At 40.3% G+C, this 15,443-nt stretch carries 9 protein-coding genes; 6 read left to right on the top strand and 3 right to left on the bottom strand.

The annotated features are described in order from the left end of the window. Window positions 1–448: 448 nt before the first annotated feature. A complete protein-coding gene (locus tag ACSQ6I_RS01255) occupies window positions 449–697 on the top strand; it encodes a hypothetical protein (protein ID WP_438888434.1) in 249 nt (82 codons plus the stop codon). Between the two features lie 292 nt (window positions 698–989). Here ACSQ6I_RS01255 and nadB read toward each other — a convergent pair whose 3' ends face one another. From nadB to ACSQ6I_RS01270, 3 genes are all read right to left on the bottom strand, one after another. Then, window positions 990–2,660: an L-aspartate oxidase gene (nadB, locus tag ACSQ6I_RS01260; protein WP_438888437.1), complete on the bottom strand. Its 1,671-nt coding sequence runs from the start codon at window positions 2,658–2,660 to the stop codon at window positions 990–992. A 158-nt stretch (window positions 2,661–2,818) separates the two neighbouring features. Then, window positions 2,819–3,247: a photosystem II complex extrinsic protein PsbU gene (psbU, locus tag ACSQ6I_RS01265; RefSeq protein ID WP_042466168.1), complete on the bottom strand. Its 429-nt coding sequence runs from the start codon at window positions 3,245–3,247 to the stop codon at window positions 2,819–2,821. Between the two features lie 374 nt (window positions 3,248–3,621). Further along, complete coding sequence (locus ACSQ6I_RS01270) at window positions 3,622–4,389, bottom strand: DUF3120 domain-containing protein (RefSeq protein ID WP_438888440.1); 768 nt, start codon at window positions 4,387–4,389, stop codon at window positions 3,622–3,624. A 187-nt stretch (window positions 4,390–4,576) separates the two neighbouring features. Here ACSQ6I_RS01270 and ACSQ6I_RS01275 point away from each other — a divergent pair, with 187 nt between their 5' ends. From ACSQ6I_RS01275 to ACSQ6I_RS01295, 5 genes are all read left to right on the top strand, one after another. Continuing rightward, a complete protein-coding gene (locus ACSQ6I_RS01275; RefSeq protein WP_438888443.1) occupies window positions 4,577–5,512 on the top strand; it encodes an undecaprenyl-diphosphate phosphatase in 936 nt (311 codons plus the stop codon). Between the two features lie 109 nt (window positions 5,513–5,621). Next, the gene (locus tag ACSQ6I_RS01280; RefSeq protein ID WP_438888445.1) at window positions 5,622–6,947 is read left to right on the top strand and encodes a TIGR03279 family radical SAM protein; all 1,326 of its coding nucleotides are present in this window, start codon (window positions 5,622–5,624) and stop codon (window positions 6,945–6,947) included. Window positions 6,948–7,097: 150 nt separating this feature from the next. Next, window positions 7,098–9,851, top strand: coding sequence for a family 10 glycosylhydrolase (locus ACSQ6I_RS01285; protein WP_438888447.1), 2,754 nt, complete (start codon window positions 7,098–7,100; stop codon window positions 9,849–9,851). Window positions 9,852–9,922: 71 nt separating this feature from the next. Next, the gene (locus tag ACSQ6I_RS01290) at window positions 9,923–10,087 is read left to right on the top strand and encodes a hypothetical protein (protein WP_438888449.1); all 165 of its coding nucleotides are present in this window, start codon (window positions 9,923–9,925) and stop codon (window positions 10,085–10,087) included. Between the two features lie 502 nt (window positions 10,088–10,589). Then, window positions 10,590–15,443 (top strand): PAS domain S-box protein, encoded by a 4,854-nt coding sequence (locus ACSQ6I_RS01295; protein ID WP_438888451.1) that lies wholly within the window; start codon window positions 10,590–10,592, stop codon window positions 15,441–15,443.

Consider the following 15,443-nt stretch of genomic DNA (forward strand, 5'->3'; position numbering starts at 1 on the left):
AAAATTAGGATAATTGTTGTGATTCATCGTTACATTTATTTATGTAAACATAACTTGGTGTTTTATACTCGTAAATTAATAATTTAAGTAACAACTAATAATTTTTTCTAACTTCTTGTAAGTTTTGATGGAGTAGCTTGGGTGTTTACACACAAAAAAAGTTAAGCTTTGGTTAAAAATAAGCCAAATAGTTAATTTTTTCTGAATAAGGTGGTGAATATCTATCTCTGGAGCGATGATTCAAAGAGCATATGAGGAATAATTCTTAATTAAGACATATATTATTCAAAAATATTTCCAAAGCTCAGGAGAAAGCTACTTTTCAGTTCAGCAGTTAATTGCTAACAACAATAACTAACTTTGAGGAAGCTTTGATTTTGTCCGAATAACCTAGTCAGTCTACAGTAGACACCAAAAAGAGGCAGGACGCATTTATATGCTAGTCAATATGCTAAGATCCCTTGATACTAATGCAAAAATCACAAGTATTGTGGTCTTATGTGTAGTAAGTGCTGTTATACTAATACCCAATTTGACGGAGGCGACAAAAATATTTCATGGCTTAATTGTTAATGATTTTAGCGATACAGAAAGCCCTCGCTCAAGAACTCAAGCAGTGAATACTTTTGCTTTAGATATCTATACTCCACCAAACTATGGCGCGCCTGACAGTCAGTATGGTAGCGGAACACGTTAATAGGGGTTGAGCTTCAAACTTGTAAAAGAGCATATAAAATTTATTTAGGGCTTGCTGAATAAATCTGACACCCTTATACATAAAGAACTACATGGATATGAGCGTTGAAAATGCTGCAAGGAATAAGGGACGATCGCATCAAAAGTCAAACACTTTCCTGGTTTTCAAGGATGCTCAAAAATTCTGAAATTCATCTCCTGACTCCGTTCGGCTGACGCTCACGGCGAAGCCTGAATTGTGACTCCTAGCCCTCACGAAAAGACTTTTTCCGCAAAATCTATTTAGATGATGTTTAGTGAGATTTCCACCAACTATGATTCTGCACAATTGTATGAACTTGCCAATTTGGATCTGCTTGAGGGTAATCTAAGCGGTAGTGTCCACCCCTGCTTTCAGTTCTAAAAGCGGCACTTTTAAGAATTAGGTAAGCTACATCTAACAAATTGCGTGTTTCTGCCCAAAGTCGCAATTGCTGATCAATATTCGGGAGATTGAAACTGGCTGATTCTGTGGGACATAAACTTTGCAAGAATTGACTCAAAGGTAAGTTAGCGAAATCCTGTTGCCAAGATTCAATTGTAGCGATCGCACTTTCTAAACCAGATTCCTCTCGACAAATACCAGCACTTTGCCAGACTAAACGGGGTAGTTTTTCTCGTATGGCTTCTAGATATTCCTGTTGATTTTGCCACTCGCTGGCAGAAAAGACACAAGATAATGGATTCGATATAGATTCCGAGACTGTGAGTTGATTTTTGCTTAATAATTCATTTTCGACATCGGCCATCTGCGCCCCAAAAACAATACATTCCAACAGAGAATTACTCGCAAGGCGATTAGCTCCATGCACTCCAGTACTTGCAGTTTCGCCTACAGCGTACAAACCGGGGATATTGGTACGATTCATCAAATCGGTCAAAATACCACCCATCCAGTAATGAGCAGCAGGAGCTACCGGCACAGGTTCATTGAAGACATCAATACCCGAATGCTGACAAACTTGAATAATATTGGGAAACCGATGGCGAATTTTCTCAGGGGGAATGGAGCGCATATCTAACCAGACATGGGCTGTGGCAAGATCAACGGCTGTATTTTGCAAATGGCTGAAAATAGCTCTACTCACCACATCTCGCGGTGCAAGTTCTCCATCTGGATGGTAGTCAAAAGCAAAACGTCGCCCTTCATCATCAATCAGATGCGCTCCTTCACCGCGTACAGCTTCGCTAATCAAAAAGCGTCCTGGTTTAGTGAGAGCAGTGGGATGAAATTGGACAAATTCTAAATCTCTAAGGATAGCACCAGCCCGCCAAGCGATCGCCACACCATCTCCTGTACTAACGGCTGGGTTAGTGGTTTGGGCAAACACTTGACCACCGCCACCTGTGGCTAAGACTACAGCACCAGCCTTGACCCATGTAACTTGTCCTTGATAAAACAGACTAATTCCCTGACAGCGTCCTGTTTCTGGTTCTATCCATAAACTCAGAGCTAAGGCTTGCTGGATAATTTGGATATTGTGGCGGCGTAGTACTTGGGCTGCCAGAGTAGTAGTTACTTCCCTACCTGTAGTATCTGCGGCGTGAAGAACACGAGGACGAGAATGGGCTGCTTCTAGGGTGAAAGCTAAGGAACTACCATGACGGTCAAAGGCTACACCTAAGTTAACTAATGATTCAATACAGCTAGGAGCATTTTCAGCTAAAAATTCTACAGCTTCGACATCACATAAACCTGCCCCTGCTTTTAATGTGTCTTCAATGTGCAGTTTGGGAGAATCTTCTGGGGATACGGCTGCGGCAATGCCACCTTGGGCCCAATCACTGGCTGATAAAGTAACTGTTTCTTTAGTAATCAAGCCGACTCGTAAGGACTCTGGTAGACACAATGCTGTGTATAGTCCAGCAGCACCTGCACCGACTACTAAAACATCAAATTGGCTAGGAATATCTATTTTAGACATTAGGTAATGGGTAATGGGTAGTGGGTAATGGGTAATGGGTAATGGGTAATGGTTAGTGGATAATGGTAATGGAAAAAAGTATCTAAATAATTTTTCCAGTCCCCAGTCCCCAGTCCCCAGTCCCCAATTCCCAATTCCCAGTCCCCAATCCCATTTAGTTATCTATAAATACCGTTGTTAATGCGATCGTCTCCTTCATTGAAGTTAGGCTCGTATTCGGTGACGGTAAAGTTATCAAAATTGGCTTGCAGTCTGGATTTTTGACTCTCGCTCAATCCTGGTAGATTCAATACATCCTCTACTTTTTGGTAGGGAGCATTGCTGATAATTTTCTTGGCCAGAGTGGGATATAACCCTGGATATTGTTGGAAAGCGGCAATGTTGGTATTATTCAAATCAATTTTTTTACCAAATTCCGTTCCTAGCTTGGCATCTGCCCGATTTTGACGTGAAATTGCCAAAACTGGGACTTGAAACAAAGTAACGTTGCTAAAACTTGCAGCTTGGGCGATTTGAGTAGTTCCCAATAATCCCCAACTGCCTAGCAACAGACTAAACACTGTTAATAAACGTACTAATCCTTTCACAATTTTCTACCTCTTTCCAACAAACATAAATCAACGCTTTTAGCTAGAAGCCGTCAACTGTAGGCTAAAGTTCAGAGGTATGGAGTACAAATTCAACCCCGCTAGTGACTCTGGAGGCTGATCGGGTACTTATTTGTTCTGACCTCATCCTTTGGTTGATAGCTGATAGCTAAATCAACACACAGCAGTCATCAGAAACTAATATACAGCTTAGTGAAGTACCCATCGCTGATTCGGAATACTAACCTGCCGATATAGTGGGTGACTTCTGTCCAAATTTAGTTAATATCCACAAATTTACGGCTCTGGGGTCTGATTTTACAAATTTATCTGCAATTTTTATGTTGTGCCTTTCTCAAGTCTGTTTGATAAATTTAGGCAAAAACCGCTGCTAATAAAAACAGACTATCTACTAAAATTGTACTCAAAACTGCTCCACTAAAGGCGTACCAGTGCCATTGTGTTTTACCCAAAGAGACAATTCCGACGGTTAACAATGCTAGGGCGAGAATAATTGCCCAGGCTTCTCCCCAAGGGGTTAGGACTTGCGCTAAAGCATTTTTTAAGATTTGTGAAGCTCCAGCGGCATCTGTTCTCATAATTTGTCGCCAATAGGGCATCAAATCCACTAAATAAAAATACACATCGGTTAAAACTGTGCCGAATAGCGAACCTAAATAAAACCAGTTCCCGACTTTGCCCCAATTTCGCCACAAACACCAGATAGCAAAGGGTAGTCCGATTGATTCTATGGGTAAGTGCCATAGGGGTTCCCACCGTAACCAGCCCCAGTAAATTGCTCCTGTTAACCAACTCCAGCTAAATCCTAGGAGTAAATCCCCCCAAATGTAGGTTTGTGGACGTGACATTAATGTCAAACTCAGCCAAACCCAAAATCCTGTCATTACTAAACTAACGCTGGGGAGCGATCGCACTAACGGCGCTTCTATAAATACTGGTACTGTTACCAAAAACATCGCTGCTGCAAACACTAGCCAAGTTTGCCTCCTAGAGATGACAGCGGGAAAAGAAGCCGATAACGATAGAGTAGACTCTAATTCCTTGATTCCCCCGTACCCGGTGTCAGTGGTGAGCAAATCCGTATTAGTAGTGGTGTAAGAGGACAATGTATTATTAATCAAAATTTTTAATATTTGTTACTAAACTTTACTTATCATAAAGTATCATACTCTAAAATCCCCCTAGGGGGCATCTTGATTATACTTTAAATTTTTTCATCTCTAAGGATGTTGCCCGGAATAAATGACGAGAAGCAGGTAAAGTTGGATAATTTTCTCAAGTTATTTATTCATTTTGGGAGCGTGGTAAATGGCGATAATCTTGGCAACAGGCAGTATAGACTTGCTATTTCTTGTATGGGGGCAAATTTTACAGGTAGGAGTACCTAGCGAAGCTACAACTAATGGAGTCAACCTTGTTCAAGGACTAATGCAAGCATTCATTCTCGGTATTGTGCAAGGTATTACCGAGTTTTTACCGATTAGTAGCACCGCACATCTGCTAATTGTCACCAAAGTATTTGCTTGGAAAGAACTAGGTTCTAAAGATTTCGTCGATGCCATTCAATTTGGTAGTGTTCTAGCAATTTTATGGTATTTTTGGACGCTGATTTCTAGTATTCTTAAAGGTGCAATCAAAACACTCAAGGATAAAGACTGGGAACGGGAAGAATGGAAAATTACTGTAGGTATTGCAGTAGGAACAATACCTGCATTAACTATTGGCTTTCTTTTAAAAGACGTTTTACCTGATAGTGCATTAATTATTGCTATAATGTCAGTCGTTATGGCGATTTTACTAGGTTTAGCCGAAAAAATTGGCACTCGCAAGCGAGGATTTGATTCATTACAAATTAGAGATGGTATTTTAGTAGGATTAGGACAAACTCTAGCTTTAATTCCCGGCGTTTCCCGTTCTGGTTCTACATTGACAACTGCCTTATTTTTAGGCTTAGAGCGTGAAACAGCAGCTAAATTCTCATTTTTGTTAGGGTTTCCCACTCTGACCATTGCCACCCTTTATAAAAGTCTGAAAATATTTAAGCTATTTCAAGCTCAAGAGTTGCCAAATAACATTGTTTTACTGTTAATTGTCGGGATTATTTCAACCTTTATCTTTTCCTACTTATCAATTGCATTTCTAATCCGGTATTTACAAACCAAAAACACAATGGTTTTCGTATGGTACAGATTAGCCTTCGGCACTGCTATCTTATTAGCGATCGCATTTGGTTGGCAAGGATAGGAGATAGGAGGCAGGGAGCAGGCTTGCCCTGAGCGAAGTCGAAGGGGAGCAGGGAGCAGGGAGAAAGATAATTATTTACCAATCACCAATTACCAATTACCAATTATCCATGACTACCATTCATCCTGCCAAAATTACCAAGGTGCTTCCCGAATCAATAGCGGCTGAAATTGGCTTTGAAGCGGGTGATGCGATTGTTGCTATTAATGGAATACAACCCCGTGACTTAATTGATTATCAATTTTTATGTGCTGATGAAGTTTTAGAACTAGAAGTTTTAGATACATCTGGTAAAACCCATCATATTGAAATTGAAAAAGATTATGATGATGACTTAGGACTAGAATTTGAAACCGCTTTATTTGATGGTTTAATTCAGTGTAATAACCGTTGTCCTTTTTGCTTTATTGACCAACAACCACCAGGTAAACGTTCCAGCTTGTACTTCAAAGACGATGATTATAGGCTGAGTTTTTTGTATGGATCTTATCTAACTCTGACAAATTTATCAGAAAAAGAATGGCAACGTATTGAACAAATGCGTTTATCTCCTTTATATGTTTCTGTTCATGCTACAGAACCAGAAATTAGAACTAGGCTGTTAAAAAATAACCGCGCAGGGCAGATTTTAAAACAACTCAAATGGTTTCAAGAAAGACGATTACAAATTCATGCTCAAGTAGTGGTTTGTCCAGGAATCAATGATGGTGAACATCTAGAACAAACATTGAGAGATTTAACATCTTTTCATACCGGAGAAATACCTGCGGTAGCATCAATAGCAGTTGTTCCCGTCGGTTTAACCAGATTTCGTCCCCAAGAAGATGAGCTTGTACCCGTGACACGAGAAAAAGCGCAGGAAGTAATTTCTCAAGTTAAATCACTCTCTCACGAATTTCGGAAAAAATTTGGTTCTAGTGTGGCTTGGTTAGCAGATGAATGGTTTTTGATTGCTGGTGAAGAATTACCTAGCGAAGCTGAATATGAGGAATATCCTCAAATTGATAATGGTGTTGGTTCTATTCGATTATTTATCAAGCAATTTACCCAAGCTGCTCACGAATTACTACCATTAAAAGTATCTCCCCAAAGAAAATTAACTTGGGTTGTCGGTAATGCTGTGGAACAGGCATTTAAACCTATCGTCAAACAATTAAATGCTGTGGAAGGCTTAGAGATAAATATGCAGGCGTTATGTAGCGATTACTGGGGGCAAAGTATCAGTGTTACGGGATTATTAACCGGACATGATTTACTTTTGAAATTAAATGGGCAAGATTTAGGTGAGGGTATTTTGCTACCTAGCGTTATGCTCAAACATGGAGAATTAATATTTTTAGATGATATCAGTGTTGAGAATGTAGCAAATCAACTGAATACAAAAATATTTCCAGTAGCGGGGGTTGAGGATTTAATCAATACCTGTATTTCCTAATGATTCGAGGCTGCCAATTTGAAAAATATCGAATTTGTTGTAGGGTACGTTAGGCTTCCATAACGTACCAATAAATCCAGAAATGGTGTGTTGTCGCTAACACAATCTGCGGACTAATACGAACTGAATTCAGTGTGTGAGGAATATTTGGTGCATAATCATATAAAAATTAAAATTGCGAGCTTGTTTATTGTAAATATTAATTTTTTGGTTGTTAACTTATTGGGAATATTACCAACAAAAGCGGCAACAGAAGTAAATGTATTGGGCGTAATTAAAAGCCAAGAGAATAGCAATCAATGGAAAGGAATCACTAACCGCTTACAGGCTGTAGGCGCAAAATATTGTGTAATTCCTCTAGATAGTGTGAAAAATGTAGCAGATTTAGGTAAGCAACAGGTATTGTTATTGCCAAATGTAGAGGTTTTAACGCCAGTACAAGCGATCGCACTAGAAGAATGGATGAGTCGGGGAGGGCGCTTAATTGCTAGTGGTCCTGTAGGTAGTTTATCAACTCCTGGAGTGCGTCAGTTATTGCGAACTTTGTTAGGGGGTTATTGGGCATTTAGCCTCAGTCAAGCTCAAGAGTTGCAACCAGCAAAAACAAATTCTCCAGAATGGGCAAACCGAAAAGAACTCTTTGGTAAAGTTGTAGGTGCTGTGATGATTTCTGATCATCCTAGAACTGAGGTTGCTGCTGTTTGGAACTCTCAATATCAGCAGTCAGCAGTACTGACAACCGAGCGTTCCACTTTGTTAGGTTGGCGCTTGGGAACAGATACCGCTGCAACAGCCGATTTAGATACCGCTTGGTTAAAAGCTGCACTCAGTCGTTATTTAAAATGGCCAAATACAAAAATTGTGGGAGAGGCGGCCAATTGTCCCTCTGCTTCAGAAAATGTGCCAACTACTACACAAAGCCCTGCACTTAGCAAAATCAATCCACCCCAGACTAGAACCCAGCCGAGGCGGGTTATTTCTCAGAAAAAGCCCAATTTGCCCAAGACTAGAACCCAGCCTAGACAGGTGACTTCTCGGAACCCTAAACCCCAAACTAAACCTGTTCCTCAAAATTTCCAGGAGGCAATTGATCAACTCGAAACAGCAGTTCGTTTGGATGTTTTACCCAATTCTAATCAGCCGATTGATAGTAAGGATGCAGTAGCACTTCAAAAAGAATTAGAGAATCTGATTGGTCGAGTGGAAAGCGCCCATTTAGCAGCTTCAGTTCATGGTTATGGTAACGTCAATAAACTCCAAACCTTAAAATTAGAAAGTGAAAAATTAGTATCCACTGGATTAGAAACTACAGACCTCAGTTTAGAGGAAAACTTAGCCCAAGCTAGGGAAGTTGCCAAAAATATTCCTGTGTTAATTGCCCAAAAAAAATATGCCTTGGCTCGTCAGCAATGGTTAAAGATCAGGACGAATTTATGGCAACAGTTTCCTATTAATCAACGCATAGCTCAACCAGAAATTCGTGCAGTTTGGTTAGATAGGGGAACAATTGTTAAAGCTGAAAATGAAGCGGGATTAGTGCAGATTTTTGATCGTTTGTCCCAAGCTGGAATTAACACTATATTTTTTGAAACTGTCAATGCCGGTTATACAATTTATCCCAGTCAGGTTGCACCACAACAAAACCCCTTAATTAAAGATTGGGATCCCTTAGCAGTCGCTGTGAAATTAGCCCATGCACGAGGAATGGAATTACACGCTTGGGTTTGGACTTTTGCCGCTGGTAATCGCCCTCACAATGAAATTATTAATGTCAGTCCTGATTATCCAGGCCCTGTGTTGGCTGCTAATCCTAATTGGGCAAACTATGATCAGCGTGGACAGATGATTCCCAGTGGTCAAACAAAGCCTTTTTTAGACCCAGCTAATCCTGAAGTACGTCAATATTTATTAAAACTGTACGAAGAAATTGTGACTCGGTATCAGGTGGATGGTCTACATTTAGATTACATTCGTTACCCTTTTCAAGATCCTTTTGTAGGCCGAATTTACGGTTATGGTAAAGCAGCAAGAGAGCAATTTCAACAACAAACTGGTGTAGATCCTGTAAATATTGCTCCTACGCAGAGAGATTTGTGGCAAAAATGGACGGCATTTCGCACCGAACAAGTTGATAGCTTTGTTGCTGAAGTATCACAGATGTCACGCCAAAAGCGAGCAAATTTAATTTTATCTGTGGCTGTATTTCCGTTACCAGAATATGAAAGGGTGCAAAAGATTCAACAGCGTTGGGAAGTTTGGGCTAGACGAGGAGATATAGATTTAGTTGTGCCGATGACTTATGCTTTGGATACTCCTCGTTTTCAACGACTGGCGCAACCTTGGATTAACTCTACTAAGTTAGGTTCTACTTTGTTGGTTCCGGGAATTCGTCTGCTGTCTTTGCCTACAGTGGGGGCTTTTGACCAACTGCAAATGTTGAGAGATTTACCTGTCAGTGGTTATGCACTCTTTGCAGCAGATAATTTTAATAACGAGTTGGACGAAGTATTTAGTAATACCCAGGGTAAGGTGCAAAATTCAAAAAATGAGCCTATTCCTCAGCGTCAGCCATTTCGTACTGCGGCTTTCCGCTACATGGCTCTAGAAAAAGAATGGCAACTTGTGCGAGAGAATGGTCAATTACAAATGTCGGCAAATACAATTTCTACTTTTAAGAACCAGTCTCAAGAATTACAAAGTATTTTAAATCAACTGGCAGTTTCACCTTCTCCTCGTAATTTAATTAGTGCCAGAGCATCGCTCAATCGCTTCCAGTCTAAATTTAGAATTTGGATGATTGTGACAGCGAAGGAAAATCCTTATCAAGTTAAAGTCTGGGAAAATCGACTGTTAACAATAGAAAGGCTATTGCGTTACGGTGAGCGGAGGGTAATAAATCAATAGAATATGCAAGTTTTCAACAGGATTACGACTAATATCATATCCGGTTGAATACTTATTATTAAGGCAGCCCTATGGCTAACGCCACGCTACGTGAACGCTTAGGGGGCAGGCTTGCCCTGAGTTTCGACAAGTCTTACAGTGAGCTTGCCGAACTGCTCAACTACCGCGTAGTCGAAGGGGATCAGGGGGAAAAAGAATTTTTGGATTCCTGCACAAACAATTTATATCGCAAGTGATTAGGTGGAAATGATATAAAATTTAAAATCCTAAATTATATTAATTGTTTAGTTACAATCTTCTTGCGTGTAGATCATGTATCTAGGCAATTGAAAAAACACTATAGTATTTTTTGACCAAAAATTTTACCGTATTTTTACCCATTATAATAATATTGATTTCGCGTCACAATAATTTAGTACAAGATGAGGAAATTAACTAGCTAGTGCAAAAAGCTTAAACAGCTCATAAAATTTGCTTTCTTTCCTCCTGGCTTCTGGGACTAGGGCTGACTTCAATAAATCAGCAATTTTAGATAAGAGAACTCCACAAAAAAGATGATCCAATTTCACCAAATCAAAGCGACTTTTCTTCCCCCTGCTCCCCTTCGACTTGTCTTCGACACACTACGTGAACGCTCAGGGCAAGCCTGCTCCCTGCCCCCCTGCCGTCACAACGACGGGAGATTTTTTTAGTTGGAAGTCTCTAATTATTTGTTGGTAGTGGCTATTTAAATCAAATATGCAAGCATCACCTCACTATTTTGTCCTCAAAAGCTTAGAGTCTATAATTTACTGTTCGACGCTGACGGTTACGCCAGAAACAACTGTCTTGGATGCGATCGCGGCGATGCCTGTAAGTCTTACGGATAGATTACACCAAAACAGTGCGATCGCACCAGCAGGTATCTCACCAATGGCTCTACAATGTCAAGGTGTTTTGGTTAAATCAGCTTCAGAGGTAGTGGGGTGTTTGACACCAGAAGATATAGTGCAGCTTGTCGCTTCAGGATCTGACTTGAACAATGTGCCAATTTCGGAAGTGATGCAGACCTCAGTTATAAAACTGACTATGCAGTCACTTAATACTTTAGCAACAGTAATTTCATTATTATCTCAGTCTAAGTTGCAGTTGTTTGCAGTTGTAGATGAGCAAGATCAACTTATCGACACCATCACCCCGGAAAGTATTTGTCTAGCTCTAGAAGCAGTAGGAGAAGAAATTAGTGATCTGCCTTTAGCAGCATTTAGCGATCGCGGAGCGTGTGCCTTGCACTCACAGCGGAATCGCCCAATGGTAGAAAATCAACTCCTGCAATCTCAGCAAATGTTGCAGTTAATTATGGATACTATCCCCCATAATATTTTCTGGAAAGACATAAATTCCGTCTTCTTGGGCTGTAATCGCAACTTTGCCAAAATGGTTGGTTTGGAAAATCCCAAAGATATTGTTGGTAAGACAGACTATGATTTAGTTGCCAATCAGGAACAAGCAAACTTCTACCGTTTGTGTGATGCCCAGGTGATGAAGACTAATCAACCTCAATATCAAACTATTACATCTCAACAGCAAGTAGATGGTAACCAAATTTGGCTAGAGACAAACAAAGTCCCTCTGTATAATACAGAAGGCACTGTTGTAGGTATGTTAGGAACATTAGAAAATATCACAGAGCGCAAACAGGCTTTAGATGCTTTAGAAAAAAGTGAAGAACGCTTTCGCTTCTTAGCTGAATCCATCCCCCAGCAAGTATGGATTGCTCATCCAGATGGCAGTCTGGAATACATCAACAAACGCTCACTAGATTACTTTGCCTGTACCTCAGAGCAAATTTTAAATTGGAAATGGCAGGAATGGGTACATCCCGATGATTTGCCAAACAGTATTGCAGCTTGGAATATATCTCTAGCCACAGGTGCAAATTATGAAGTAGAATTTCGTCTCCTCCAGCGATCATCAGGAAGCTATCGCTGGCATTTGGGACGAGCCTTACCATTGCGTAACCAACAAGGGCAAATTATCAATTGGTTTGGCACAAATACAGATATTCATGACCGCGTCACCGCAGAAGTTGCACTCCGGGAAAGTGAACGAAGATATCACACGATCGCCAAAGTTTCCCCTGTGGGTTTGTTCTGCACCGATGCAGTGGGAAATTTTCACTATGCCAATGACCGTTGGTGCGAGATTGCTGGTAGAGTCCCATCTGATATAGCTGGTACCTGGGTAAGTGCTATTCATCCAGAAGACCAAGCGCGAATTCAAGCAGAATGGTATCAGTCTGTAAGCCAAAATCTGTCATTTCGTTCCGAATATCGGTTTCAACATCCTAATGGAGAAGTTAGGTGGGTGGTTGGTCAGATAGTTGCCGAATGCTCAGACACTGGAGAAGAGGTTACTTACATTGGTACAGTCACAGATATTAGCGAAAAACAAGCTGTGTTGCGCGATAGCGAAGCGCTCCGTAGGAATCACCAACGAGTAGAAGCAGCACTGTTAGAACGAGTGCAGTTAGCAGATTTTCGCTCGGAAGTAGATGCTGTTCTGACTCAGACAGAAACTTTAGAAAATATGATGCGTGGTTGCACTGATGCTTTAGTGAAACATCTTCATGCTGCCTTTGCTCGCATCTGGATACTGAATACAGAAGAGCAAGTCTTGGAATTACAAGTCAGTTCGGGGATATACACTCACATTGATGGAAATCACAGACTTGTGGCAGTTGGTCAATTTAAGATTGGTTTGATTGCCCAAGAAGGTAAACCCCACTTGACTAACTCTGTTCAGGATGATCCTCACATTAGTAACCAAGAGTGGGCAAAGCAAGAGGGAATAGTTGCTTTTGCAGGTTATCCCTTAATTGTGGAAGGGGAAACAATAGGTGTAATTGCTATGTTTTCCTGCCAAGCCCTCACAGAAACTACTTTTAGCTCAATGGGAATTGTTGCTGATGAAATTGCCCTTGGTATTAAGCGCAAACAAACTGAAGCTGCACTGCGAGAAAGCGAAGAACGTTTCCGCAACTTGGTTGAAGCTACTAGTGATTGGGTGTGGGAAGTTAATGAAAACTGCATTTATACCTATGTTAGTCCTAAAGTCCGCGATATTTTAGGTTACGAACCCCACGACGTATTAGGAAAAACCCCCTTTGAATTGATGCCACCAGCAGAAGCAGAGCGTGTTATCAAGATTTTCTCGCCACTTTTTGCCGCCAGACAAACATTTAAATGCGTGGAGAACACTCATTATCATCAAGATGGACATTTAGTAGTTATGGAAACCAATGGAGTTCCCATTTTTGATGTCGAGGGCAACTTCGGTGGTTATCGCGGTATTGATCGAGATATCACTATTCGCAAGCAGGAAGCGGTAAAGTTATGGGAAATGCAACAGCAACTACAAGCCATTTTGGATAATTTCCCAGCGGTAATGTACTTACTCGATCCTGAGAATAAATACCTGCTAGTGAACCACCAATATGAAAAGCTATTTAATATTACTCAAGCGCAGATAGTCGGTAAAAGTGTGTATGATGTTTGGCCTTATGATGTTGCTCAAGCATTCGCAGTTAGCAATTCTCAAGTAATGGCTGGTGGTATTCCTCTAGAAACAGAAGAAGTTGCACCCCACTTAGATGGTTTACACACCTACTTATCTGTGAAGTTTCCTTTAAAAGATGTTAATGGTACTCCTTATGCTGTTTGCGGTATTTCCACAGATATTACAGGCCGTAAACGTGATCAAGAAGAACTGCGCCAAAGTGAAGAATATTTCCGTTTATTAGTAGAAGGTGTCAAAGACTATGCAATTTATATGCTTGATCCTGAAGGCAGGGTGATGAGTTGGAATTCTGGTGCAGAATGTATTACTGGATATCAGGCATCAGAGATTGTTGGGCATGATTTCTCTTGCTTTTTTCGACCAGAGGACGTTTTAAACAATATCCCAAAGCAACAATTAGAAATAGCAGCAGTTAACGGTCGATGTGAATGTGAGAGTGTTTTTCTTCGCAAAGATGGCTCTCACTTTTGGGCAAATTGTATTTTAACGCCATTACATGATGAAACAGGGAAGCAACGTGGTTTCTCTAAAGTCACCCGCGATATCACTGAACGCAAATTAACAGAAAAGTCTTTATTAAGGTTACACAAGGCCATAGAAAGCACAAGCGATGCTATTAGTATTACAGATATTACTGGTAAGGCTATCTATGTCAATCCTGCCTTTGTGGAAGTATTTGATTATACTTTTTATCAATTGAATAGTTGTGGTGGTTTATCAGCTAATTTTACCAAAAAAGACATATTTAACCAAGTATTTAAGACTGTCCAGAGAGGTGAGCCTTGGCGTGGTGAAGTAACCATGAAAACTCGTAGTCATCAAAATGTCCAAGTTGATTTACGTATTGATGCCATTAAAGATAGCACTAACAAAATAGTTTCATTTGTTAGTATTTATACAGATATAACTCAGCGCAAATTAATCGAGGAAGGTTTAAGACTACGCGATCGCGCGATCGCTGCTAGTAGTAACGGTATTGTCATAGCTGATGTTACCAGCCCAGATAGTTCAATTATCTATGTTAATCCAGCTTTTGAGCGGATGACTGGCTACTCAGCAGCAGAAGTCATGGGGCAAAATTTTCGTTTGCTTCAAGGTGTTGATATTCATCAACCAGGATTACAAGAACTTAGCACTGCCATGCAGGCAGGACAAGACTGCACTGTAATTTTACGTAACTATCGTCAAGACGGCAGCCTATTTTGGCAAGAGTTAAATATTTCCCCTGTTTATGACACTGATGGTTATTTAACTCACTACATTGGTATTCAAACTGATATTACCAATCGTAAGCAATTAGAGCAAGAACTGAGAGTAGCACTAGAGAAAGAAAAAGAACTGAACGAACTCAAATCCCGCTTTATCTCTATGACTTCTCACGAATTCCGTACCCCATTAAGTACTATTCTTTCTTCCTCAGAGTTGCTAGAACATTACCGCCACAAATGGACACAAGAAAAACAACTCACTCATCTGCGTCGCATTCAAAGTGCAGTCCAGCGGATCACAGAAATGTTAAATGATATTTTGATGATCGGCAAGGCAGAAGCAGGAAAATTGGAATATAGTCCATTATTCTTTGATTTAGTCGAATATTGCCGTCACTTGGTGGAAGAATTTCAGTTGAATCTGAAAAATCAGCACTTGCTATCTTTTAGCAGTGATTATGAATCCATATCCTGCTATATGGATGACAAATTATTGGGGTATATTCTAAGTAATTTACTCTCCAATGCCCTCAAATATTCCCCAGATGGTACTCTGGTTAAGTTTACCCTTACTTGTAAAAATAGACAGGCAGTGTTTGAAATTCAAGATCAGGGAATTGGTATTCCTGAAGAAGATATACCTCGATTATTTGAATCTTTTCATCGGGCTAAAAATGTCGGTAATATTTTAGGAACTGGTTTAGGATTAGCTATTGTCAAAAAATGTGTAGACATTCACCAAGGTTCAATTCATGTCATCAGTCAGATAGGTTGGGGTACAAAGTTTACTGTTAAACTACCATTAAAAAAATATAATATAAGGTAA

This window comes from Anabaena sp. WFMT, from assembly GCF_051781005.1.
GTDB lineage: Bacteria > Cyanobacteriota > Cyanobacteriia > Cyanobacteriales > Nostocaceae > Anabaena.

Bases quoted from the DNA above. Each gene is read 5' to 3' on its own strand.
- ACSQ6I_RS01255 (WP_438888434.1), top strand. From the start codon at position 449: ATGCTAAGATCCCTTGATACTAATGCAAAAATCACAAGTATTGTGGTC.
- nadB (WP_438888437.1), bottom strand. From the start codon at position 2,660: ATGTCTAAAATAGATATTCCTAGCCAATTTGATGTTTTAGTAGTCGGT.
- ACSQ6I_RS01275 (WP_438888443.1), top strand. From the start codon at position 4,577: ATGGCGATAATCTTGGCAACAGGCAGTATAGACTTGCTATTTCTTGTA.
- ACSQ6I_RS01280 (WP_438888445.1), top strand. From the start codon at position 5,622: ATGACTACCATTCATCCTGCCAAAATTACCAAGGTGCTTCCCGAATCA.
- ACSQ6I_RS01290 (WP_438888449.1), top strand. From the start codon at position 9,923: ATGGCTAACGCCACGCTACGTGAACGCTTAGGGGGCAGGCTTGCCCTG.
- ACSQ6I_RS01295 (WP_438888451.1), top strand. From the start codon at position 10,590: ATGCAAGCATCACCTCACTATTTTGTCCTCAAAAGCTTAGAGTCTATA.